The 24395-nt window shown below is 58.0% G+C and carries 19 protein-coding genes and 1 pseudogene; 10 read left to right on the top strand and 10 right to left on the bottom strand.

The annotated features are described in order from the left end of the window. Positions 1-192: 192 nt before the first annotated feature. Both HBA26_RS09355 and HBA26_RS09350 read left to right on the top strand, forming a co-directional pair. A complete protein-coding gene (locus HBA26_RS09355; RefSeq protein ID WP_126345742.1) occupies positions 193-2481 on the top strand; it encodes an FdhF/YdeP family oxidoreductase in 2289 nt (762 codons plus the stop codon). Positions 2482-2504: 23 nt separating this feature from the next. Further along, positions 2505-3401: a LysR family transcriptional regulator gene (locus HBA26_RS09350; protein ID WP_048956565.1), complete on the top strand. Its 897-nt coding sequence runs from the start codon at positions 2505-2507 to the stop codon at positions 3399-3401. On the opposite strand, the gene HBA26_RS09345 is transcribed toward HBA26_RS09350, so the two are convergent. Both HBA26_RS09345 and HBA26_RS09340 read right to left on the bottom strand, forming a co-directional pair. Then, positions 3380-4138, bottom strand: coding sequence for a PhnD/SsuA/transferrin family substrate-binding protein (locus HBA26_RS09345; RefSeq protein ID WP_126345743.1), 759 nt, complete (start codon positions 4136-4138; stop codon positions 3380-3382). The genes HBA26_RS09350 and HBA26_RS09345 overlap by 22 nt on opposite strands. Further along, entirely contained in the window at positions 4131-5102 is a 972-nt protein-coding gene (locus tag HBA26_RS09340) for a fatty acid desaturase (RefSeq protein ID WP_126345744.1), read from the bottom strand. The genes HBA26_RS09345 and HBA26_RS09340 overlap by 8 nt, the downstream gene beginning before the upstream one ends. A gap of 148 nt (positions 5103-5250) precedes the next feature. On the opposite strand from HBA26_RS09340, the gene HBA26_RS09335 reads away from it, so the two are divergent. Next, positions 5251-6231 (top strand): helix-turn-helix domain-containing protein, encoded by a 981-nt coding sequence (locus HBA26_RS09335; RefSeq protein WP_049138808.1) that lies wholly within the window; start codon positions 5251-5253, stop codon positions 6229-6231. Between the two features lie 78 nt (positions 6232-6309). Beyond that, the gene (gene gap / locus HBA26_RS09330) at positions 6310-7320 is read left to right on the top strand and encodes a type I glyceraldehyde-3-phosphate dehydrogenase (RefSeq protein ID WP_049138809.1); all 1011 of its coding nucleotides are present in this window, start codon (positions 6310-6312) and stop codon (positions 7318-7320) included. Positions 7321-7360: 40 nt separating this feature from the next. Here the strand turns inward: gap and HBA26_RS09325 are convergent, their stop codons facing one another. Beyond that, complete coding sequence (locus HBA26_RS09325; protein ID WP_045260284.1) at positions 7361-8548, bottom strand: MFS transporter; 1188 nt, start codon at positions 8546-8548, stop codon at positions 7361-7363. 115 nt (positions 8549-8663) lie between these two features. On the opposite strand from HBA26_RS09325, the gene HBA26_RS09320 reads away from it, so the two are divergent. After that, positions 8664-9620, top strand: coding sequence for an AraC family transcriptional regulator (locus HBA26_RS09320; protein WP_028013503.1), 957 nt, complete (start codon positions 8664-8666; stop codon positions 9618-9620). A 14-nt stretch (positions 9621-9634) separates the two neighbouring features. On the opposite strand, the pseudogene HBA26_RS09315 reads toward HBA26_RS09320, so the two are convergent. Beyond that, a pseudogene (locus HBA26_RS09315) lies at positions 9635-10358 on the bottom strand (carbohydrate porin). Positions 10359-10608: 250 nt separating this feature from the next. Between HBA26_RS09315 and HBA26_RS09310 the strand changes: the two are divergent. Next, positions 10609-12294: an alpha,alpha-trehalase gene (locus HBA26_RS09310; protein ID WP_150144136.1), complete on the top strand. Its 1686-nt coding sequence runs from the start codon at positions 10609-10611 to the stop codon at positions 12292-12294. Positions 12295-12358: 64 nt separating this feature from the next. Here HBA26_RS09310 and HBA26_RS09305 read toward each other — a convergent pair whose 3' ends face one another. Further along, entirely contained in the window at positions 12359-14461 is a 2103-nt protein-coding gene (locus HBA26_RS09305) for a TonB-dependent siderophore receptor (protein ID WP_126345746.1), read from the bottom strand. A 112-nt stretch (positions 14462-14573) separates the two neighbouring features. Next, complete coding sequence (locus tag HBA26_RS09300; RefSeq protein WP_028013508.1) at positions 14574-14828, bottom strand: GlsB/YeaQ/YmgE family stress response membrane protein; 255 nt, start codon at positions 14826-14828, stop codon at positions 14574-14576. 207 nt (positions 14829-15035) lie between these two features. On the opposite strand from HBA26_RS09300, the gene HBA26_RS09295 reads away from it, so the two are divergent. Beyond that, positions 15036-15767, top strand: a complete 732-nt coding sequence (locus HBA26_RS09295; protein ID WP_028013509.1) for a flagellar brake protein — start codon at positions 15036-15038, stop codon at positions 15765-15767. 36 nt (positions 15768-15803) lie between these two features. Here HBA26_RS09295 and emtA read toward each other — a convergent pair whose 3' ends face one another. Continuing rightward, positions 15804-16415 carry a membrane-bound lytic murein transglycosylase EmtA gene (gene emtA, locus HBA26_RS09290; protein ID WP_028013510.1) on the bottom strand — a complete coding sequence of 204 codons (612 nt, stop codon included), beginning with the start codon at positions 16413-16415 and terminating at the stop codon, positions 15804-15806. A 106-nt stretch (positions 16416-16521) separates the two neighbouring features. On the opposite strand from emtA, the gene ldcA reads away from it, so the two are divergent. Further along, positions 16522-17436, top strand: a complete 915-nt coding sequence (gene ldcA, locus HBA26_RS09285) for a muramoyltetrapeptide carboxypeptidase (protein WP_126345747.1) — start codon at positions 16522-16524, stop codon at positions 17434-17436. Positions 17437-17524: 88 nt separating this feature from the next. Then, positions 17525-19258, top strand: coding sequence for a potassium/proton antiporter (locus HBA26_RS09280; RefSeq protein WP_041909504.1), 1734 nt, complete (start codon positions 17525-17527; stop codon positions 19256-19258). A 46-nt stretch (positions 19259-19304) separates the two neighbouring features. Here the strand turns inward: HBA26_RS09280 and dadX are convergent, their stop codons facing one another. After that, positions 19305-20375 carry a catabolic alanine racemase DadX gene (dadX, locus tag HBA26_RS09275; RefSeq protein ID WP_028013513.1) on the bottom strand — a complete coding sequence of 357 codons (1071 nt, stop codon included), beginning with the start codon at positions 20373-20375 and terminating at the stop codon, positions 19305-19307. Positions 20376-20384: 9 nt separating this feature from the next. Beyond that, complete coding sequence (locus tag HBA26_RS09270) at positions 20385-21683, bottom strand: D-amino acid dehydrogenase (RefSeq protein ID WP_049138818.1); 1299 nt, start codon at positions 21681-21683, stop codon at positions 20385-20387. Between the two features lie 321 nt (positions 21684-22004). On the opposite strand from HBA26_RS09270, the gene HBA26_RS09265 reads away from it, so the two are divergent. Then, on the top strand, positions 22005-23537 hold the full coding sequence (locus tag HBA26_RS09265; RefSeq protein WP_100170101.1) for a SpoVR family protein: 1533 nt from the start codon (positions 22005-22007) through the stop codon (positions 23535-23537). Positions 23538-23582: 45 nt separating this feature from the next. Here the strand turns inward: HBA26_RS09265 and fadR are convergent, their stop codons facing one another. Continuing rightward, positions 23583-24302 carry a fatty acid metabolism transcriptional regulator FadR gene (gene fadR, locus HBA26_RS09260; protein ID WP_028013515.1) on the bottom strand — a complete coding sequence of 240 codons (720 nt, stop codon included), beginning with the start codon at positions 24300-24302 and terminating at the stop codon, positions 23583-23585. Between the last annotated feature and the right edge of the window lie 93 nt (positions 24303-24395).

Raw genomic sequence — 24395 nt, 5'->3', positions numbered from 1 at the left:
TCCGTCGTCGGCAGCGGCAGATGTGTATAAGAGACAGTCTTTAAATAGTTGCATGCCAACATTTTTAACTCATTGTTATAAAGATAATTACAGGCAAGAGCCGTAACTCAACCGCGTGGATTTCCATCTCCACCAGTCATTGCTTTTGCTTATTACCCAGCCGTTGCGCGACCAAACACGTCAGGAGTCAGTATGAACACGAAAAGACGCTCAGTTCCCGGTATCAGACACTACGATGGTCCTGCCGGCGGCTGGGGCGCGTTGAAGGCGACGGCCATTGCGGTACGTACCCAAATGGATACCCTGGACGCTCCCGCGACGCTGCTGCGTACCAACCAGCCGGACGGTTTTGACTGCCCCGGCTGCGCGTGGCCCGATAAAGAGCACAAGTCGACATTCCAGTTCTGCGAGAACGGCGCGAAAGCGGTGACCTGGGAAGCGACCAGTAAGCGCGTGACGCCCGATTTTCTGGCGGAAAACAGCGTCTCCTCGCTGCTGGCTAAATCGGACTTTGAGCTGGAAGGTTACGGTCGTCTGACGCATCCCCTGCGCTATGACCGGGCCAGCGATACCTTCCGGCCCGTCGACTGGGACGAGGCGTTTCAACGCATCGGGGAAATATTGCGCGGGCTCGAACCGGACCAGGTCGAGTTCTATACTTCCGGGCGCGCCTCTAACGAAGCGGCGTATCTGTTCCAGCTGTTCGCCCGCGAGTACGGCACCAATAATTTCCCGGACTGCTCGAATATGTGTCACGAGGCCACCAGCGTCGGCTTGCCGCGCTCCATCGGAATTGGGAAAGGCACCGTCTCGCTGGACGATTTCGACAAGACTGAGCTGGTGATCTCCATCGGTCACAACCCCGGTACCAACCATCCGCGAATGATGGGTACCCTGCACGAGCTGGCGCGTCGCAATGTGCCGATTATCGTTTTCAACCCGCTGCGCGAGCGCGCCCTCGAACGTTTTGCCGACCCGCAAAGCGTGATTGAAATGGCAACCTATGGCTCTACGGACATCGCCTCGACCTACTTCCAGGTGAAGGCCGGGGGCGATGCCGCCGCGCTGAAAGGCATTGCTAAACACCTTCTGGAGATGGAGGCCGAACGCGGTGACGTGCTCGACCGCGCGTTTATTGCAGAACACACCCGGGGTATTGAAGATTTTGCCGCCGATATCGCGCAGACCCGCTGGGACGACATTGAGCGCGAGTCGGGGCTCAGCCAGGCGGCGCTCAAAAAGGTGGCCGAGGCCTATGCCAAATCAAACGCCACCATCATTACTTACGGAATGGGGATTACCCAGCACAATAAAGGCACGGCGAACGTCCGCCTGATTGCTGACCTGCTGCTTCTGCGCGGGAATATCGGCAAGCCCGGCGCGGGGATCTGCCCCCTGCGCGGCCACTCTAACGTTCAGGGGAACCGGACCGTCGGGATTAGCGAGAAGCCTGCCCCGGCCTTCCTGAACCGCCTGAAAGAGGTGTTTGGCTTTGAGCCCCCTTCCCGTCACGGACACGATGCAGTACATGCGACGCAGGCCATGATCGACGGTCGCGCAAAAGCGCTCATTTGCCTCGGCGGTAACTTTGCCGTCGCGATGCCCGACCACGAGAACGGTTTCCCGGCGATGGGTAACCTGGATCTGAGCGTGCACGTCGGGACCAAGCTGAACCGTACCCATCTGCTGGTGGGCAAAGAGACCTTTATTTTCCCGTGCCTCGGCCGCACGGAGCTGGATATGCAGGCCACCGGCCGCCAGTCCATCACCGTCGAAGACTCCATGTCGATGGTGCATGCTTCCTCCGGCAAGCTGAAACCCGCCTCGCCGTTGCTCCGTTCGGAGCCTGCCATCGTCGCTGGCCTCGCAAAAGCTACCCTGCCGGAAACACGCGTGGACTGGCTGACGCTGGTCGAGGATTACGACCGCATCCGCGATTTGATCGAGCAGACCATTCCGGGCTTTGAGAACTACAATGCGCGGATCCGTGTTCCCGGCGGCTTCCGCATGCCGCTGCCTCCGACACAGCGTATCTGGCCGACCGCAACGGGCAAAGCGATGTTTTCGGTATTCGATGGCGTACAGGAAAACGCCAGCGGTGAAGGCGAGCATGTGCTGCGCCTGATCACGCTGCGCAGCCACGACCAGTACAACACCACCATTTACGCCCTGGACGATCGCTACCGTGGCGTATTTGGCCGCCGCGACGTGCTGTTTATGAACGAAGAAGATATGGCGCAGTCAGGGCTGGAACACGGCGATCGCGTGGATATCGAAACCGCCCTCCCCGGCAGCGCGCAGCGGCTGGAAGATATTACGGTGGTGGCGTACAACATCGCCCCGGGCTCCGTCGGCGCGTATTACCCGGAGGCCAACGTGCTGGTGCCGCTCGATTATCTCGATAAGGACAGCGGTACGCCGTCGTATAAATCGGTTCCGGTTCGCATTACCCTGCGCTCGAAAGAGATCCGCATGCTGTAAGGCTTTACGCGCAGAGAAGAGTGATGGACATAAAACAGTTAAAATATTTACTCGCGCTCGACGAGACCCGCCACTTTGGTAAAGCGGCATTGCGGTGCAATATCACCCAGCCGACCCTCTCCATGCGCATCCGCAGCCTGGAAGAGGAGCTGGGGCTGGTGCTGATCGTGCGCGGGCAGCGTTTTGAAGGGTTTACGCCGGAGGGAGAGCGCATCCTCGCATGGGCGCGCGCGCTTCTTGCCGCGCACGACGGATTGCAGGCGGAAGCCGCGCTGTGTAAAGGCCAGGTGGTGGGAGAATTACGTCTGGGGATGGTGCCGCTGGCGAGCGTGGATCCGATGATCTTTATCCGCCTGCTTACGCAAAAGTACCCGGAGCTGACCTACAGCCTCTATTCTATGTCTTCGGCGCAGATTGCCGACGGCGTCAGCCGCAATCAGCTTGAGCTGGGGATTTGCTACCTGAACAGCATCGACACCAGCCTGTTTGACATTATTCAGCTTCCCAAAACGAAGATGGGCCTGCTCCACGATACCCGTCATTTCCAGCTTACCCCGGAGACGCTGACCTGGCACGACCTGACGGATTTTCCGCTGGGGTTCCTGACCAAAGGGATGCACTACCGGGCGCATATGGAGGCCAGCTTTAAAGCTGCTGGCATCGAACCGACGGCCGTTTTTGAGAGCGACTCTACGTTCCAGATCATTCAGGCGGTTCAGAGCGGTGTATGCTGCGCCGTGATGCCTCTGAATAACGGGCTGGAAGCCCTGAACAGCACTTTCAGGATTGTCCCCATCGCCGACGCGAACATTGAGGCTCCCATCGGCCTGATTATGCGCAGGCAGAAACCCGTCTCTTCGCTGGCGCTGCGCTGCTTTACCGACGCGCAGGCGATTTATCACGCGGACAAGGAAGCGTAAGCCTGGCGCGTCACCACGCTGAAACCGCCGATCAGCACTGCGGCGCAGACCTCCCGGTAGTCCGGCGCACTCACCAGCTCGCGCAGCGCATCGCGAATGGCGCTGAGCGTTTCGGGGGACGCGCGTCGCGACGTGATTAATGGCAGCCCTGGCGTCAGCGGCGTTCGATCGAACGCCGCCAGCCCCGCAAGCCGTTCCGGCTCATGACGCTCCTGCAGCGCCCAGGTCACGCAGTCGATGGCGGCGATATCGCTCTTCCCGCGCTGCACGTCAATCAGCGACTGACGGTGGCTGCCGCTGAAGGACGTTTGTGAGAAAAATGGCCCGTCAACAATCAGGGGAGCCACCTTTTTTCGCAGCGCGTTATAGCCGGACTGCGAGTCTTCCGAATTACAAACCGCCCGACGTCCGCGAAAATCCGCCAGCGTGAGATGCCTTTCCTCCGCGCGCGCTACCAGAAAACTGCGGTACTGGCTCCCTTCGCAGCCCGCGGCGGTGTAGTGAAAACAGCCCACCACCTGTACCTCCGGTAGCTGCGTCACCAGCGGGTAGCCGCATGTCTGGCTGAGGATAAGCTCAGGCTGTTGCCAGTGGGCCAGCAGGTCAGACTCCGGCCAGCCGGGAGCACCACCGACGGGCACGCCACGCGCGGCCAGCAGATGCTGCACCGCCAGCCAGAGCGCGCGGGTATCGCCGCGATCCACGGCGTACATGGGAAACGCCAGCAGGTTACTCATATCTCTCCTCCTGTTGTTTTCCGGGATGGACGGTGACCTCCACTGGCCGGGTCCAGAACTGGCGCAGCCATTCACCGTAGCCCCGTACCACAAAGCCGTGGTTACGCTGCCGGTACGCCTCCCGGTTTTGCCGGTAGATCGTCGGCAACCCGTACCAGGGAACGCCCGGTAAATCGTGGTGAATAGAATGGTAGTTGAGATTCAAAAACAGCACCCGCCAGACTAGCCCGGCCTCGTTAATGACCGAGCGCGCGAGCGGATCGTCCGCCGCCCGATGTTCGTAGAACGAGCGGACCTTGGTCAGCGCCAGCGCCGGATAGCTCACCGCCAGCACAAACCAGACGGGTGAAAAGCCGTGATGCACCATCCACGCGAAAAGTGCCGCCAGCAGCAGAGCGTGAACCAGCCACATCGCCATCGCCCGCAGGTGAAAATCACGAAACGCCGCCCCGGCACCGCCCAGCGTCTGGACGATATCCAGCAGCGGCGCCAGCAGAAGCCGCCCGGCAAAGGTATTCCGGGCCCGGATCAGGCGCTTCTGCCACGGGGAAAAGCGCGCCCAGCTCGCCTCGGTAAAATAATACGACTCCGGGTCATCCGCCGGAAAGGTCAGGCTATCGTGACGGTGATGGGCCAGATGGGAATCCCGGTACAGGCCATACGGATACCAGACCGCCAGCGGGAGCGTGCCGAACAGCTGGTTAAGCCGGGCAAAACGGGTGGGATGTCCGTGGATCAGCTCGTGCTGCAGGGACATGTACCAGGCGGTAAACCAGATAAGCAGCAGCGTGGCGGGAAGCAGGCCGAGCGTTTGCCAGAATGTTAGGGTGGAAAACCAGCCGGTATAGATAATGACGATCAGCAGCCACGTAGGGAGTTCACTTCGCCACAGAACCCCAGATGCAAGTCGGTGGATGTGATTGCGCTGCTGCGGATGTAAATAGAGGGAGCTTCGTTTACTCATTCCTTCAGACGCCGTTTCGCCAGAGACAATGCTCTGACGATCGGGGATAACGCCTGAAATGACAAAGAACTTAAATCGCTTTGCTTTGCCGGAAACGCAGGGTCACGCCCGGCTTGACTTATTCTGTGGTAAAGGTACTTTTCAGGACATGAAGAAAATACTAATTATCGTACCTGACGGCGGCATGCTGTTTGAGGCCGCCGGTATCGCCGACATTCTGATGCAGGCCAACCGGCTGCATCCGGAAGGGCTTGCCCAGCCCCGCTACCGTATCATCATTGCCACCACGCAGCCCCACCAGGTGATCCACGGCCAGTCTGGCCTGAACCTGCTGGCGGACTATCGTCTGCCGGAGCTGGATCCGCGCGAACCGCTGGACACCATTATCATCACCGGACGCGGGATCAACGAGCAGGAGAGCACGGCGGTGGTGGACTGGCTGCACCTCGCTGCCCCGCACGCCCGGCGGGTCGCCTCCATTTGCGGGGGCGCGATGCTGCTTGCCCAGACCGGCTTGCTGGACGGCCGCCGCGCAACCACCCACTGGCGGCTGCTGGAGACGATGCAAGCCCAGTATCCGGCTATCCATGTCGAAGGCGGCCCGCTGTATATTCAGGATGGCCCCATCTGGACCTCCGGCGGCGTGAGTTCCGGGTTCGATCTGACCCTGGCGCTGGTGGAAGACGACTACGGATTTACCCTCGCCCGCGACGTGGCGCAGGACATGGTGATGTATCTGCGTCGCCCCGGCGGACAACTGCAGTTCAGCCGCTATAGCCTGCAGCAGCCTGGCGCATCGGGGCCCATAAGCGAACTGCAAACCTGGATCCTGCAGAACCTCACCGCCGACCTGTGCGTTGAAAATTTGGCCGAAAAGGTGGCGATGAGCCCGCGCAATTTCACCCGGGTTTTTACCCGCGACGCGGGCGTCTCGCCTGCCCGTTACGTGACGGAAGCGCGCCTGGCCGCCGCCCGACAGCTGCTTGAGCAGACCCATGATCCCCTTGAGCGGGTTGCCGAGCAAAGCGGGTTTGGCACCAGCATTAACCTGCGCCGCGTGTTTGAGAAACAGCTCCACCTCACGCCAGGCGAGTACCGCCAGCGCTTCCACTGCCGCAAGATGGCGTAATCTGATCCTTTTTTGTCGTTTACGCCAACCGGCCCCGCGCCTACAGTGACTCCAGACAACAGAGATAAGGAGTGCACCATGGTTAAGGTCGGTATTAACGGTTTCGGCCGTATCGGACGTAATTTCCTGCGCGCGGCGCTGGGTAACCCGGATCTTCAGATTGTGGCCATTAACGATCTGACGGACAGTAAAACCCTCGCCCACCTGCTGAAACATGATTCCCTTCTGGGCAAACTGCCCGCGCCCGTTGAAGCGGCTGACGGCGCGCTGCAGGTGGACGGTCAGCGGATTGTGGTGTTTAGCGAACGCGACCCGGCAAATATTCCGTGGCGCGATGTTGGTGTTGACGTGGTAATTGAGGCCACCGGCTTCTTTACCGATCGGGAAAAAGCGGCGGTGCACGTCACGCAGGGTGGCGCAAAGCGCGTCATCATCTCCGCGCCTGGCAAGAATGACGATCTGACGGTTGTGATGGGAGTGAACCACGATCGCTACGACCCGGCTCAGCACGTGGTCGTCAGTAACGGGAGCTGTACCACTAACGGTCTGGCGCCGGCGGCTCAGGTGCTGCATCAGCAGTTCGGGATCGAGCATGGTCTGATGAACACGACGCACGCCTACACCAACAGCCAGGCGCTGCACGACCAGCCGGAAAAAGATCTGCGCGGCGCGCGCGCGGCGGCGCTGTCGATTGTGCCTTACTCCAGCGGCGCGGCGAAAGCGCTGGGCAAAGTGATCCCCTCCCTGGACGGCAAGCTGACCGGGTACTCCCTGCGCGTGCCGGTGCCGGTGGTGTCGATTGTGGATTTAACGGTAACGCTCAGCCGTAGCGTAACCGCCGAAGAGGTGAATGAGGCGTTCCGCAACGCGGCCGCCAGCGGGCCTCTGAAAGGGATCCTGGGCTATAGCGATGAACCGCTGGTCTCCAGCGACTACCAGGGCGACCCGCGCTCCTCCATTATCGACGGGCTTTCCACGCTGGTAATTGGCGGGAACATGGTGAAGATCCTGGCGTGGTATGACAACGAGTGGGGCTTCTCTAACCGCCTGGTGGATCTGGCGGTGCTAATGGATAAGAAAGGGCTGTAAGCCTGGAGCCGGGTGGCGCGAACGCTCACCCGGCAAAAAATCATTCCGCTTTCACTTTCACGCCCATCAACACAATCACCATCGCCGTCACCAGCAGGAACCCGCTTCCGGCGAATACGCCGCTGGCACCGTTAAGGTCAAATACCGCCCCGCCCCCGGCCGCACCGGCGCTTATCGCCAGTTGGATTGAGGCCACCAGCAGCCCCCCTGCACTTTCGGCTTCATCCGGAACGGTGGTGGCAAGCCAGGTTGACCAGCCCACCGGAACCAGACCAAACGCAAAGCCCCACAGCGCCACCAGGAAACCGTCCAGCATCGCCAGATGGCCAAACGCCACCATCGTCAGCGCCAGTATGCCCATGGCGAACGGCACCAGCGCCAGCGTCAGGCGCAGATTACGTGCCAGCAGATGTCCGGCAACGGAAGTACCGACAAAGTTCGCCAGCCCAAAGCCCAGCAGGATCAGTGAAATGGTCTCAACGTTCGCCTGCCCCACCGTTTCCAGGAACGGGCGCAGGTAGGTAAAGAAGGCGAAATGGCCGCTGAAGATCAGAATAGTGGCCAGCATGCCGCCGATCATGCCCGGTCGACGCAGCACGCGGAACAGCGTGCTGAGGCTACCGCTGCTCTCGGGCTTCATGGACGGCAGCACCCAGATCTGCCACAGCAGCGCCAGTACGCTCGGCAGAATGCAGAGCACAAAAACGTTGCGCCAGCCGATCAGGCTACCCAGATAGCTCCCCAGCGGGGCAGCAACCACGGTGGCAATCGATACGCTGGAGAAAATCACCGCCAGCGCCTTCGGTACTTTATCCGTCGGAACCAGGCGCATCGTGGTGGCCGTCGACATCGCCCAGAAGCCACCGATGGCGACCCCTAACAGCAGGCGCCCCATCAGCAGGACGTGCAGCGTAGGCGCAAAGGCCACCAGCAGGCTGGAGATGATTTGCAGCACGGAGAAAAACATCAGTACCCAGCGACGGTCGATACTTTTGGTCGCCGGCGTAATCAGAAGCCCGGTGACCAGCGCCACCAGGGCGGTGGCGGTGACGGCCTGCCCGGCCATGCCCTCGCTGACGCCCAGACTCGCGGCCATCGGCGTCAACAAACTGGCTGGCAGGAACTCAGCCGTTATCAACCCAAACACGCCCAGCCCCAGTGAATAGACGGCCCGCCAGGCGGGTCTGGCAGGCGCCACGGCCTCTCTCGCCACGACACATGAATTCATCTGTTGTTCTCCCGTTATAAAAATGTGACAACTGTCGCAAAAGCATAGAGGGTTCACCGTGGACGATCTATGACATATAATCTCCACTTATTGATTATTCGTCCGGAGTTGCGCCATGACCGTTCAGTCCCCCGATTTGATCAGCGAACTCTTACGCGGCATGCGCCTGTCGGGCGTGAAATACCGACGGATTGAAGCCAGCGCGCCGTTTGGCGTGGCGTTCCACCAGGCGCCCGGTAAGGCGCAGTTCCATTTTGTGAGCCACGGTAGCGCCCTGCTGCGTATGGAGAGCGGTGCGACCTTCGAACTGAGCGGCGGCGACGCGCTGTTTATTCCTGGCGGGAATGCCCACGCCCTGCTCTCTGACGCGCAGGCAGCCATTACTCCGGTGAACGCTTTTCCGAGCGAACCTATCTGCGGCTCGGTGTGCGCCATTACCTGCGAGCCCTGTCCGGAGAGTGAGAACACCATCATCTTTAGCGGGTGTATGGATTTTGAGCTCGGCGGGATGCAGCCGCTGATCAAAGCAATGCCGGAAGTGATGATGGTCAGCCGGCTGATGTCCACCTGGCCGGAAATTCATCCGCTACTGGCGGCGATGGAGCGAGAATCCATGACCCGTCAGGCCGGGTTCGCCGGGATCCTTGCCCGGCTGGCTGATGTGGTGGCGGCGTTAATTGTGCGCGGCTGGGTTGAGGGCGGCTGCGGTAAAGCCACCGGCTGGGTGCAGGTTTTACGCGACCCGCGCCTGAGCCGGGCCATTTACGCCATGCACCAGCAGCCTGGCCTGAACTGGAGCGTGGCGGACCTGGCGAAAGAAGCGGGTACCTCACGCTCCGTGTTTGCCGAACGGTTTCTGGCCGCGACGGGAACGACCCCGGCAAAGTATCTCAGCGAACTGAGAATGCGGCTGGCGATTCAGTACATTCGTCACGAAAATCAGCCGATTGAAACGGTCGCCCTGCGGCTGGGTTACGGATCGCTGGCGGCGTTTAGCCGGGCCTTTAAGCGCATCATTGGCCATGCGCCGGGCACGCTGCGGGAAGCCGGCCAGGCCCCGGAAGAGGTCTGACCGGCAGGCTGGCATCATAAAGAGTATTTAAAGCGCACGCGGCCACCGTAGCGATCGTCGTTTTTCTTATCGCCCGCTTTCGGCGAAGCGTTGACCCAGGACGCATACGCGCCCAGATAGATGTTGAAGTTTTTCATCTTCATGACGTTCGGGATCAGATCGTATGGATGGTATGAATATCGTACTCGCCCTTCGCGTCCAGGTAAGCAATGTTGAGGTTCATGACCACGCCGCTCTCCGGATCGGTTTTAAGCCCGTCCCAGGTCATAGTAAACCCGTAGCCGTCGCTGTAGAGATCGTCCGACTTTAATTTCCCCGTCGTTCACAGAACCGAAGAAGAATACCGCATCATCGAGATACATTTTCCCGCCGAGAGGCTGAACGGAAAATCCGGCAAAATTGCCGTTATCCCTTTTTCGATAACCATCAAAACCTCATAAATTACGCCCGTTAATATCCCAGCGTTCTTTATATCCCGGTGCCCGGTCGCTATTAGCGCTTTGCTTAATGGAGGTCAGACTGCCTGTTTTACTGGCGGCATCTATATTAAACGCCACGTCACCATAAAATTTAATATCACCAAACCCTGAAAGCGTCAGCTTTGGCGGTTCGGCTTTGCTCACCGGCTCTTCGGACTGCACAACAACGGCGGGTGCTGCCTGCGCGGCGGCCGCCTGCTGCTGTCTAAGCGCCGGAATAAAATGCACTTATCAGTATTACCGTTTTTTTTAATTTCATAAAATCCATCCTGATTATAAAAGTGAATACGCAAATAGGGAGCATCGCCATTTCGACTACATAGCCTTTTGGGTTCTATTATTTTTTTTGTTGCACAACAAATCCTTCCGGACAGGGCGTGCGAAGCGGTAAATTGTCTGGTTCTGCGCAAAATGGGATATTCAACACGCGAAGCGGGCAATATTCGTCTAAGGTTTTCAGGTGATTGATAACAGCGGTCACGCTGCTCAGGAATACAGGAGACGAACCGATGATAAGACCTCGTACTTTACGCCCTGCTCTTTTGCACCTCGCGCTGGGAGGCGCGCTGCTCGGTGTGGCAACGATGGGTTATGCTGAAGAACAGCCAGCCTACCAGAAAAATTCACCCGATATTTTGCTTGGCCCTCTGTTTAACGACGTGCAGAGTGCCAAACTGTTTCCCGATCAGAAAACCTTTGCCGATGCCGTTCCCAAAAGCGACCCGCTGATGATTCTGGCGGATTACCGGATGCAGCACACCCAGACAAGCTTTGACCTGCGCCACTTTGTGGAGATGAACTTCACGCTGCCTGCGGAAGGTGAAAAATATGTGCCGCCTGCGGGACAAAGCTTACGTGAGCACATTGACGACCTCTGGCCTGTGCTGACGCGCACCACGGATAAAGCCAGTAACAAATGGGATTCCCTGCTGCCGTTACCGAAACCTTACGTTGTGCCCGGCGGGCGCTTCCGCGAGGTCTACTACTGGGATAGCTATTTCACCATGCTGGGCCTGGCGGAGAGCGAGCACTGGGACAAAATCAGCGATATGGTGGATAACTTTGCGTATGAGATTGATACCTTCGGCCATATCCCCAACGGTAACCGCAGCTACTACCTGAGCCGCTCCCAGCCGCCGTTCTTCTCACTGATGGTTGAGCTGCTGGCGACGCATGACAAAGACGCGCTGAAAAAATACCGTCCACAAATGGAAAAAGAGTACACCTACTGGATGGAGGGTGTAGAAAGCCTTCAGCCTGGGCAGGCTAACCAGCGCGTGGTGAAGCTCGATGACGGTTCCGTACTCAACCGCTACTGGGACGATCGCGATACCCCGCGCCCGGAGTCCTGGCTTGACGATATCACCACGGCGAAGAGCAACCCTAACCGGCCTGCGACGGAAATCTACCGCGATTTGCGCTCCGCAGCGGCCTCGGGCTGGGACTTTAGCTCCCGCTGGATGGACGACCCGCAAAAGCTCGGCACCATCCGCACCACCAGCATTGTGCCCGTCGATCTGAACGCCCTGATGTTTAAAATGGAAAAACTGCTCGCGCGAGCAGGCCAGGAGGCGGGCGACAGCGCGGCGGCGAGTAAATACGAGGCATTAGCAACCGCGCGTCAAAAAGCCATTGAGCGCCACCTGTGGAACGATAAAGAGGGCTGGTACGCCGATTACGATCTCAAGAGTAAGAAGGTGCGCAACCAGCTCACGGCGGCGGCCCTCTTCCCGCTCTACGTGAAGGCGGCGGCACAGGATCGCGCCGATAAAGTGGCCGCGGCCACCTCCGCACGCCTGTTGAAGCCGGGCGGTATTACCACCACCACCATCAACAGCGGCCAGCAGTGGGATGCGCCAAACGGCTGGGCACCGCTGCAGTGGGTGGCAACGGAAGGGTTGCAGAACTATGGGCAGGATAAGGTTGCAATGGACGTGACCTGGCGCTTCCTGAAGAACGTTCAGCATACTTACGACCGCGAGAAGAAGCTGGTGGAGAAGTATGATGTCTCTTCTACCGGTACCGGCGGTGGCGGCGGTGAATATCCGCTCCAGGATGGGTTCGGCTGGAGCAACGGCGTGACGCTGAAAATGCTGGATCTGGTTTGTCCGAAAGAGAAACCGTGCGACAGCGTGCCGGAAAATCAGCCTGCGGCGAACGATGAGGCTGCGCCGGTGAAAGCTGCGGCGCAGTAAGGGAGTATTGCCGGGTGATGGCTACGCCTTACCCGGCCTTCATTTTGAACTCACAGGGATTTATTCAGAAGCTGTAACTCGCCCCTAGCTGATACGTCCTGTCACGCCCAATCCAGCAGTTGGTCGCATCGTAGCAGGTCAGCGTCTCTTTATTGGTGATGTTCTGCATACTCGCCTTAAGCGTCAGCCCCGCCAGCGAAGGCAGAATTTCGCCCATCCGGTACGACGCCGCCAGATCGTACTGCGTGGTGCCCCCCAGCTTACCCGCATCGTTAGACGGTGAAATCTCCATCGGCCCGGTATAGCGCGCCCCGGCGCCCAGCATCAGCCCCTTCAGCGGCGTGCTCTCGAAGGTGTAGTCCCCCCACAGGTTGAACGCATTTTCCGGCACATGAGTGGGACGCTTGCCCTGGTATTTATCATCTTCGGTATTAATTACGTGGGTGTAGGCATAGTTGGCAATCAGCGTCAGGTTGTCCGTCGGGCGGCTGATGGCGGAGAGCTCCGCGCCTTTGGATTCCACTTCACCAGTCTGACGGTAGTTCAGGAAGCCCGGGTCGGAGGTGACGACGTTTTTCTGCCGGATGTTAAACACCGAGGCGGTAAACGTCGTGGCGTACTCTGCCAGCAGATATTTTACCCCGCCTTCAACCTGCTTGCTGGTGGTTGGCTTGACGTCTTTCGCCGTGAGCGTCCCCTGCGGCGAGACCGGTGCAAAACCTTCTGAATAGCTGATAAAAGGCGAAATACCGTTATCGAAGGCGTAAAGCGCCCCCAGGCGTTTGGTAACGCGATCCTGCGATACCCAGGCCTTATCGCCGTTTTGCAGGTAATCGGTGGTGACGGAGCGGTAATCGTCGTAGCGCAGGCTGCCTAACAGATTTAAGCCACCAAATTCCACCTGATCCTGCAGGTAGTACCCGTTCTGCTGGTAGCTGAGACGGTTTTTCTGGGCGGTGTAGAGCCCCAGCGCGCTTTCGTGGATTTGCGAATAGTCCGGATTACGCATATCCATGCCCGGCGTAGTCGACGCGTAGCGGTAGTGGAAATGGGAGTTCAGCCTCTGATAGTCAAACCCGGCCAGCAGATGGTGTTTCCATTCGCCCAGCGCAACGGTTTTAGTCACCTGGTTGTCGATGTTGAAGCTCTTAAGATCTTCATCGGTGGTATAGGCAAAGCGGTTAAGCTGATAGACCTCACTTCCCGTTCCCGTCGCGTAGACGCTGTTCTGGTGGGTATCGACGTCGAAATAGCGCGCTTTCTGATTAAAGCCCCAGCCGCTGTCAAACTCGTGTTCGAAGCTGTAGCCCAGCATCCACTGCCGCTGCTTAAACCCGCTCCACTCATCTCCGGCGTAATCCCGGCGATCGGCATATTTGGACCGCAGATAAGCGAGCGGCAGCGGGTTAGACGGCGTCAGGCTCGGGGAGTTTTGCGCCAGCGCATCCAGGGTGAGGCGGGTTTTACCGTCGGGTTGCCATGTAACGGACGGGGCGACCAGATAATTTTCATAGCGGCTGGTGTGCGGCTGATCGTCATTCTCCGTCGCCTTACCCAGCAGGCGGTAATTCCAGTCGCTGTCGGCAATTTGTCCGGTCGAATCGAGGTAGCCTTCTTTCAGATTACGGTTCCCGGTGTTAAAACCGACCTCGGTTCGGGCTTCCCGCTGCGGCTTTTTGCTTTGAATATTTACCAGCCCGCCCGGCGAACCGCCGCCGTAAAGCACCGATGAAGGCCCTTTCAGGATATCGACGCTCTCTATTAACAGCGGATCGATGCGCGCCTTGGTGTTACCGGTGACGTTATAGGGTAGCTGCAGTCCGTTGTAAAACTCCTGATCAACGGTAAAGCCACGAATTTTGTATTCGCTCATATAGGAGGTATTCCCCCGCACCTCGGTTGAGACGCCTGGGGCATAGCGCAGGATTTCATTCACGGAGTTCGCGTGACGCTTTTCGATCTCCGGCGCAGAGAGCGTGTTGATAACCTGCGGCGTTTTACTTTCGGCAACGGCCGATTTGGTGGCGCTGTTGGTCCAGGCCGGCAGCGCGCTGCCCTGCTCTGAGCCCGTGACGACAATGGTTGATTCTTCGGCGAAAGCCTGGACCTGCAATGCCAGCGTGACGGCACCCGCCAGGGTGCATAACGTAAAACGTGAGGAGTTCATAATGTCGTCTTGTTATTACATGTAATACGGAACGACAATTATTATCATTTAGATTAGCAAATCAATATAGCGGCAAAAAAAACGGCCCTCCGCAGAGAGCCGTTCTGTCATTTTATGCTCGTCGCAGTAATCTGAATATGCCCAGCACGACAATGGCTCCCACGACAGCGACCAGGAAACTGTGCATGTCGAAACCACTGATGTCACCACCAAAACCAAACATCGTCGCCAGCCAGCCGCCTACAACCGCACCAACGACCCCGAGTACGCAGGTCAAAATAAAGCCGCCGCCATCGTTTCCCGGCATGATCAGTTTTGCGATAGCGCCGGCAATAAGGCCAAAGATAATCCAGGCGATGATACCCATAGCAATGCCCTCTTGCAGATTAAACGCATGTGCAGAAAACCTTCTGCACAGCTAACTTAAGTATAGGTCATCACCGGAAAACCAGTTTCGTCTCACCGACTTATCCTGCGGACAACGGTAAAAAAATCTCACCGGTTTGTATTAAGTTTGAGGGTGGATTGCCGATAACGCTAAGACAGTCTGTCATCAATCAAGGAGCCATCCGGCGTGAGTCATTACAGTGAGCAGTTCCTCAAGCAAAATCCGCTGGCTGTATTAGGGGTATTACGCGACCTGCAAAAAGGCGAAGTGCCGCTGCGCATCAGCTGGTCGAATAATCAGTTTATCAGCAAGATCCTTGACGTCTCGCAGGAGAGGCTGGTTATTGACCTGGGCAGCCTGGAGTATGAAAACCGCGCGGCGCTGAAAGCAGAGAATATCGTGGTCATGGCCGAAACCCATGGGGCCAAAGTGGAATTTGTCCTGCCGCGACTGGAATTGAGCGAATACCAGGGACTTCCGGCTTTTGTTACCCTCCTTCCTGGCAACCTCTGGTTTGTCCAGCGCCGTGAATATTTCCGCATCAGCGCCCCGCTTCATCCTGCCTATTTTTGTAAGGCTAAAATGCCGGACAAAAAAGAGATCCGCTTCCGTCTCTTTGACCTGTCGCTGGGCGGAATGGGCGCGCTGATGGATACCCCGAAGCCGGAGGGTCTGGTAGAAGGCATGCGGTTCACGCAAATAGAACTGGATATGGCGGGCTGGGGCCGCTTTTATTTCGATGCACAGCTGATTGCCATTAGCGAGCGCACGGTGGTGGACAGCAAAAATGAAACGATTACCACGCCGCGTCTGAGCTTCCGTTTTCTGAACGTCGGGCCCGGCGCGGAGCGCGAGCTGCAGCGCATTATCTATTCGCTGGAACGGGAAGCACGGGAACGTGCGAATAAGGTTCTGTAGGAAAAGTCGGGCAGCGAGCGCCGCCCGTTTGCGGCATTACATGGCATCCATCGCTTTCTGTACTTTCCAGATATAGCGAGGCGCCTGCGGTGCCGGATGGTTTTTCGCTACATGCTCGACGAACTCATCTTTGTCCATGTCGTTGATCTCCTCAATCGCCTCTTTGCGGTCAGAGGAGAAGGTTCTGAGCAGCGCCCCGGCGCCGTTCACGTAAGAGACCACCAGCGCGTATTGCATCACTTCCGGATCCTCAATGCCCTTCAGCACGCCGTGTTCCAGAATGCTCAGGTAAGCGGTTCCCATAGAAATGTTGCGTTCCGGGTTCTTCAGCTCGCTGGTCGACGGCTGGCCGCTCCAGCCCATATAGCGGTAGACCTCTCTCCCCGCCGTTGAGGCTTTCAGCTGCATCAGCCCCACCGCGTTGGATTTGCTGACAAGCGTGGGATTGCCGCCGGACTCCACCGCAATAATGGCGGTGATCAACCGCGGGCTGACGCCCCATGCCTTCCCGGCTTTTTCACTGATCGGCATCCACTGCATGGCCCGTTTCACCGGCACTTCCGGATTCCAGGGCGGGTTTTGATAATCATGTTTTGAACTACAGCCAGCCAGCAAAACAATCAAAAAAGCAAACCATCTCAATTTCACGTCATCTATCCTTATAGCCGGTCATCGCGGTGCGCCGCCCTTGAAGCAGGCGGCGTATACGCGGCATGATATAGACAATTAGTTTCTCATTCAGCAAGGAATTGCCATGTCTCAGTTTCATCTCATCGCGCCATCGGGCTACTGTATTAACCAGGACGCGGCGCAGCGGGGCGTTCAGCGCTTACTGGAATCCGGCCATCAGGTAGAAAATCAGACAATTATCCCCCGCCGCCAGCAGCGTTTTGCCGGAACAGAAGCGCAGAGGCTAAATGATATCAATAGCCTGGTGAACCTGAAGGGCGAAAACCGAATAGTCCTTTCGGTGCGCGGCGGCTATGGTGCGAGCAGGCTGCTTGAGAGCATTGACTGGCAGGGCCTGGCACAACGCCAGCAGCAGGATCCGCTGTTGATATGCGGCCACAGCGATTTCACCGCCATCCAGCTTGGTCTTCTGGCGCTGCATAACGTCATCACGTTTAGCGGCCCGATGCTGGCCGGTAACTTCGGCGCACCGGAACTGGACGCGTTCACCATGGAGCATTTCTGGCGCGCGCTGCGCAATCCCACCTACAGCGTGGAATGGCAAGGCAATGGACCGCACTGGGAATGTGAGGGCCAGCTCTGGGGCGGTAACCTGGCGATGCTGGTCTCGCTCATCGGCACGCCGTGGATGCCGCAAATCAAGGACGGCATTCTGGTGCTGGAGGATATTAACGAACATCCGTTCCGCGTCGAGCGCATGTTATTGCAGCTTTATCATGCCGGTATTCTCGATCGCCAGTCCGCGATCGTGCTGGGCAGCTTCAGCGGCTCTGCCCCGAATGACTATGATGCGGGCTACTCCCTGGAAACGATGGTCGATTTCATCCGCTCGCGGCTGGATATTCCGGTTATCACCGGTCTGGATTTCGGCCATGAACAGCAGACCGTTACCCTTGCGCTGGGCGCGCAGGCGACGCTTACACATGATGTTTCGGGCAGTCGGTTAACGATCGGTGGTCATCCGGTCATAAAAGCATAAAAAACCCCCTTAATAAAACGCTGTTGCCGTTGTTAATATGTTAGGGTTTTAGTAACAGCGTTAACATTGAGGTGGGAGAAAGAGAACATTGGATGCCGCAGCGATAATCAGCCTTTTCATTTTGGGTTCTGTACTTGTAACCAGCAGTATTTTATTAAGTTCATTTTCATCGCGTCTTGGCATACCCATTCTTGTTATTTTCCTTGCCATCGGCATGCTGGCCGGCGTTGACGGCATCGGCGGTATCCCCTTTGATAACTATCCCTTCGCCTACATGGTGAGTAACCTCGCGCTGGCGGTGATCCTGCTCGACGGCGGGATGCGCACTCAGGCGAGCTCCTTCCGCGTGGCCTTAGGGCCTGCGCTGTCGCTGGCGACCGTCGGCGTGTTGATCACCTCCGGCCTCACCGGGATGATGGCCGCCTGGCTTTTCAATCTCAATCTCATGGAAGGCTTGCTGATTGGCGCAATCGTTGGCTCTACCGATGCAGCGGCGGTCTTTTCCCTGCTTGGGGGTAAAGGGCTTAACGAACGCGTTGGCTCAACGCTTGAGATTGAATCCGGCAGTAACGATCCGATGGCGGTGTTCCTGACCATCACGCTGATAGAGATGATCCAGCAGCACGAGACGGGCCTGAGCTGGATGTTTGCCCTGCATATTCTGCAGCAGTTCGGGCTGGGGATTGTCATCGGCCTGGCGGGGGGATACCTGTTACAGCAGACGATCAACCGCATTTCTCTGCCCTCGGGGCTTTACCCTCTGCTGGCGCTGAGCGGCGGCATTCTCATTTTTGCCGTTACCACCGCGCTGGACGGCAGCGGTATTCTCGCCGTCTACCTCTGCGGGTTCCTGATGGGCAACCGCCCTATTCGCAACCGTCATGCTATTTTGCAGAACTTTGACGGCCTGGCGTGGCTGGCGCAAATCGGCATGTTCCTGGTGCTGGGCCTGCTGGTGACCCCGTCGGACCTGCTGCCGATCGCCGTTCCGGCGCTGCTGCTGTCGGCGTGGATGATCTTCTTCGCCCGTCCGCTCTCCGTATTTGCAGGCCTGCTGCCGTTTCGCGGTTTTAACCTGCGCGAGCGCGTCTTTATCAGCTGGGTCGGCCTGCGCGGCGCGGTGCCGATTATCCTTGCGGTGTTCCCGATGATGGCCGGTCTCGACAACGCGCGGCTGTTCTTCAACGTGGCGTTCTTCGTGGTGCTGATTTCCCTGCTGTTCCAGGGCACGTCGCTCGGGTGGGCGGCGAAAAAGGCCAAAGTAGTGGTGCCGCCCGTAGGCTGGCCGGTCTCCCGCGTGGGGCTGGATATTCACCCGGAAAACCCGTGGGAGCAGTTCGTCTATCAGCTGAGCGCCGACAAATGGTGCGTGGGGGCCTCGCTGCGCGATTTGCACATGCCGACTGAAACGCGCATTGCCGCCCTGTTCCGCGATAATGTCCTGCTGCACCCGACTGGCAGCACCCGCCTGCGCGAAGGGGATATTCTGTGCGTCATTGGCCGCGAGCGCGACCTGCCCGCGCTGGGCAAGCTGTTCAGCCAGTCGCCTCCCGTGGCGCTGGACCAGCGTTTCTTCGGCGATTTTATTCTGGAAGCCAGCGCCAAGTTTGCGGATGTGGCGCTCATTTATGGCCTGGATGAAGGTGCAGAAGACGGTGATAACCCGCAAACGCTGGGCGAAATCATTCAGCAGCGGCTTGGCGCTGCGCCGGTTGTGGGTGACCAGGTGGAGTTTGCCGGGATGATCTGGACGGTGGCAGAAAAAGAAGATAACGCGGTGCGGAAGGTCGGTTTGAGGCCGATGGAAGAGGACGCGGAGTAGTTTTTTTGCCGGGTGGCGGCTTCGCGTCACCCGGCAAAGATACAAGTTACACCGTCACAACCGGCACTCTTGGTGCCAGGGCGCACATCAGTTCATACCCTACCGTTCCCGCCGCGGCCGCCACGTCATCAATTTTGATTTCGTTGCCCCACAGCTCGACCGGTGAACCGATGCCCGCCTGCGGGCATGGCGTCAGGTCAACGGCCAGCATATCCATTGATACCGTGCCTACCGTTCCCGTGCGCACCCCATCAACCCACACTGGCGTGCCGGTCGGCGCGATACGCGGATAGCCGTCGGCATAACCGCCCGCGACGATGCCAATCCGCTGCTCGCCCTTCGCCCGGAAGCGGCTGCCGTAGCCTACCGTGTCGCCCGCCTTCAGCGTCTGCACGCCGATGATCTCGCTGCGCAGGGTCATGACCGGCCTCAGGCCGCTGTTGGCAATATCCTGCCACTGGCCTGAGGGTGATGCACCGTACAGAACGATCCCCGGACGCACCCAGTTATAGTGGGCTTCAGGATGCCAAAGCGTCGCCGCCGAGTTCGACAGAGAGCGCGGACAATCGAGCCCTTCAGCCGCCTGCTCAATGCGGACCATAGCATCAGCAATGCCGTCCGGTTTTTCCGCGTCGGCAAAATGCGCCATCAGCGTCATTTCGCCGACGTTTTTCAGGCCACGCAGCTGCTGCCAGACCGTATGCACCCGCTCAGGCTGGAAGCCCAGGCGGTTCATGCCGCTGTTCACCTTGAGATAAATATCCAGCGGAGCGTGGAGCTTCGCATCCTGAATGGCTTTAATCTGCCAGTTGCTGTGAACGCTGGTGGTCAGGCGATACTTATCCAGCAGCGGCAGATCGTCCGCGTGGAAGAACCCCTCCAGCAGCAGAATAGGCCCTTTCCAGCCGCGCTCGCGCAGCAGGATGGCCTCTTCGAGATTGAGTAACGCAAAACCGTCGGTCGCGCCGAGCGCGCTCCATATACGGTCAATACCGTGGCCGTAGGCGTTTGCCTTGACGACTGACCAGACGCGCGAACCAGGTGCTGCCCGGCGAACAATTTGCAGGTTTTCCTTCAGGGCCTGCAGATCCAGCTGAGCCAGAACAGGACGGGACATGACAACTCCTTAATTATGCGCGCCGTGCAGGTGCTGAGGACGCGATGGCGTAAATCCTGATTGATAGCGCGCAGCACTTAAATCGTCAAACGGAATTGCCGGCGTGCGCCCGGAAATCAGGTCGCTCAGCAGCTGGCCCGAGCCGCAGGCCATCGTCCAGCCGAGCGTGCCGTGTCCGGTATTGGTCCACAGATTTTTGTATGGCGTGCGGCCCACAATCGGCGTGCCGTCCGGGGTCATCGGACGCAGGCCGGTCCAGAACGTCGCCTGTTCCACAAACCCGCCGCGCGGGAAGAGATCGCCCACCACCATCTCCAGCGTTTCACGACGCGGCTGCAGCAGCTCGGTGTTGAAGCCGACAATCTCCGCCATGCCGCCGACGCGAATACGGTTATCGAAGCGGGTAATGGCGATTTTATAGGTTTCATCCAGGATGGTTGACACGGGCGCCCCGCTCTCCTCTTTCACCGGGATAGTCAATGAGTAGCCCTTGAGCGGGTAGACCGGAATATCGAGGATGCCTTTCAGCATGGCGGTGGAGTAGGAACCAAACGCCATCACGTAGGCATCCGCCTTTATCACCTCATCGCCGCACTTCACGCCGTAAATTTTTTCGCCTTCCGACAGCAGTTTGTCGACGGAGGTATTAAAGCGGAATTTCACCCCAGCCTGCTCGCACATGTGCGCCAGACGCTGGGTAAAGAGCTGACAGTCGCCGGTTTCGTCATTCGGCAGACGCAGACCGCCGGTCAGCTTGTGGGCCACTTCGGCCAGCGCGGGTTCCACCTGCCCCAGTTGGCTGGCTTCCAGCAGCTGATACGGTACACCGGCATCTTCCAGCACGGCGATATCGCGGGTGGCGTTTTCATACTGTTGCTCGGTGCGGAACAGCTGCAGCGTGCCGCCCTGACGGCCTTCGTACTCAATCCCCGTCGACGCGCGCAGGGCTTTGAGGCAGTCACGGCTGTATTCCGCCAGACGCACCATGCGGCCTTTGTTTTCCATATAGTGCCGGGTGTCGCAGTTGCGCAGCATCTGCCACATCCACTTCAGCTGGAACTGCGTGCCGTCAAGGCTGATGGCCAGCGGCGCGTGGCGCTGGAACATCCATTTGATTGCCTTCAGCGGCACGCCGGGCGCCGCCCACGGGGCCGCATAGCCAGGAGAGATTTGACCGGCATTTGCCGCACTGGTTTCAAGCGCCGGGCCGGATTCACGATCGATAACGGTAACCTCATGTCCCGCCTGACTTAAATACCAGGCGCTGGTTACGCCAACGACACCACTTCCCAGTATGACAACACGCATAGCCACTCCATTATGAGCAAAAGAACAATCATCTAATTACAGATTGATAACCTAGTTGAAAATATTATTCAACATACGACTTTTTTATGGTGACTTACCTCACACATCCCCCAGCATCAGGGGACAGGGGTAATTTGGGATCTCCTGCTGAGCTTTATTTTTAACCAGCATAAAATTCTGATGGGTGCGCTTTTTTTGCCGTATCAAAAACGGGAAATCGCAAAGAAAAAATTTCTGCGCCAGCACGCTTTTTAACACGTTGATCTATGCTTGAAAGGAGGCTCTCCAGACAGAGAGAGCACCCACAACGAGGGCGCGCTAATGGCTACTATTGATTCCCTGAACAAGGACAACACACGTCTGAGCGATGGACCCGACTGGACCTTCGAGCTGCTGGATGTCTACCTCGCCGAAATCGACCGGGTGGCAAAACTGTATCGCCTGGATACCTATCCTCATCAGATTGAGGTGATTACCTCCGAACAGATGATGGACGCTTACTCCAGCGTCGGGATGCCGATCAACTATCCGCACTGGTCGTTTGGTAAAAAATTCATTGAAACGGAGCGGCTGTACAAGCACGGCCAGCAGGGGCTGGCGTATGAGATCGTCATTAACTCCAACCCGTGTATCGCCTATCTGATGGAAGAGAACACCATTACCATGCAGGCGCTGGTGATGGCGCACGCCTGCTACGGCCATAACTCCTTCTTTAAAAATAACTATCTGTTCCGCAGCTGGACGGACGCCAGCTCCATCGTCGATTACCTGATCTTCGCGCGTAAATACATTACCGACTGCGAAGAGCGCTACGGCGTGGACGAGGTAGAGAAGCTGCTCGACTCCTGCCACGCGCTGATGAACTACGGCGTGGACCGCTATAAACGCCCGCAGAAAATCTCTCTGCAGGAGGAGAAAGCCCGACAGAAAAGCCGCGAGGAGTATCTGCAGAGCCAGGTGAACATGCTGTGGCGCACCCTGCCGAAGCGTGAGGAGGAAAAAACGATTGCCGAAGCGCGTCGTTATCCGTCCGAGCCGCAGGAAAACCTGCTCTATTTTATGGAGAAGAACGCCCCGCTGCTGGAGCCGTGGCAGCGCGAGATTTTGCGTATCGTGCGTAAGGTGAGCCAGTATTTCTATCCGCAGAAACAGACCCAGGTGATGAACGAAGGCTGGGCAACATTCTGGCACTACACCATTCTCAACCATCTGTATGACGAGGGGAAAGTCACCGAGCGGTTCATGATGGAATTCCTCCACAGCCATACTAACGTGGTGTTCCAGCCGCCCTACAACAGCCCGTGGTACAGCGGGATTAACCCGTATGCGCTGGGCTTTGCGATGTTCCAGGATATTAAGCGCATCTGCCAGTCGCCAACGGAAGAGGACAAGTACTGGTTCCCGGATATCGCCGGTTCTGACTGGCTGGAAACGCTGCATTTTGCGATGCGCGACTTTAAGGATGAGAGCTTTATCAGCCAGTTCATGTCGCCGAAGATTATGCGCGATTTCCGCTTCTTCACCGTGCTGGACGATGACCGCAACAACTATCTGGAGATCTCCGCGATCCACAACGAGGAAGGATACCGGGAGATCCGCTCCCGCCTCTCCTCCCAGTACAACCTGAGCAACCTTGAACCCAATATTCAGGTGTGGAACGTGGACCTGCGCGGCGACCGCTCTCTGACGCTGCGCTATATTCCGCACAACCGCGCGCCGCTGGATAAAGGACGTAAAGAGGTGCTGAAGCACGTGCACCGCCTGTGGGGCTTTGACGTGCAGCTGGAGCAGCAAAATGAGGACGGCAGCGTGGAGCTGCTGGATCGGTGCCCGGCGCGGTTGAATACGCTGTAGCGCCACCGGGCGAAAAAAAACCTCTCGATTGAGAGGTTTTTTATTTCAGCGGCTCTGAATCGCCAAATCGCCCGGCAGCGTTTTCTGCATACGGTGCCAGATTTCACCGGAGTCGTGGCCGTAGCGGCGTACGGTTTCATATACCTGATCGTGCAGGCCTTCGGTGCAGAGCTTGCTCAGCTTATGGTAGAAGCCCAGCGCCAGACTGCGGGCTTCAGGGTTAGCGAAGTAGTGACGACCAATGCGGGTATAGAGCCCTTTCATACCGTTGAGGATCAGGCCGTAAACCGGGTTGCCGGAGGCAAACGCCAGGCCGCGAAACACGTTGTAATCGAGGGTGGCAAAGGCGTCGGCGTGATCTTCAACTTCATTCGCGCTGGCCAGCACCGCAAGCGCATCTTCAGGATGCTGACGGAAAGCGGTACGAATAAAAATAGTCGCGATGTTGGTGCGCACGGAGAGCAGATTATCAATCAGCTGCGGCACGCTTTCGTGGTCGAGGCGCGCCAGCGTTTCAAGAATGTTCAGCCCCGAGGTTTCCCAGAAGTTGTTTACCTTTGTTGGCTTGCCGTGCTGGATCGTCAACCATCCATCACGCGCCAGTCGCTGAAGCACTTCACGCAGCGTGGTGCGAGTGACGCCAATCAGTTCAGAGAGTTCGCGTTCAGCCGGAAGAATGGACCCCGCAGGGAAACGATTATTCCAGATGCTTTCAATGATGTACTCTTCCGCGAAACCCGCCGGGCTCTGCGCCTTAATGACCATAGTGAGATTTCCATTACACAGCTTTTTGCAAATTGGACTCATCATACCAGAGGCGTGCAACGGCAGGTAGCGCGGCAAAGTGAGAAAAGAGGG

This window comes from Enterobacter sp. 725m/11 (genome assembly GCF_011683705.1).
Classification (GTDB): domain Bacteria; phylum Pseudomonadota; class Gammaproteobacteria; order Enterobacterales; family Enterobacteriaceae; genus Enterobacter; species Enterobacter bugandensis.
This window is presented reverse-complemented; position numbering and strand designations above follow the sequence as displayed.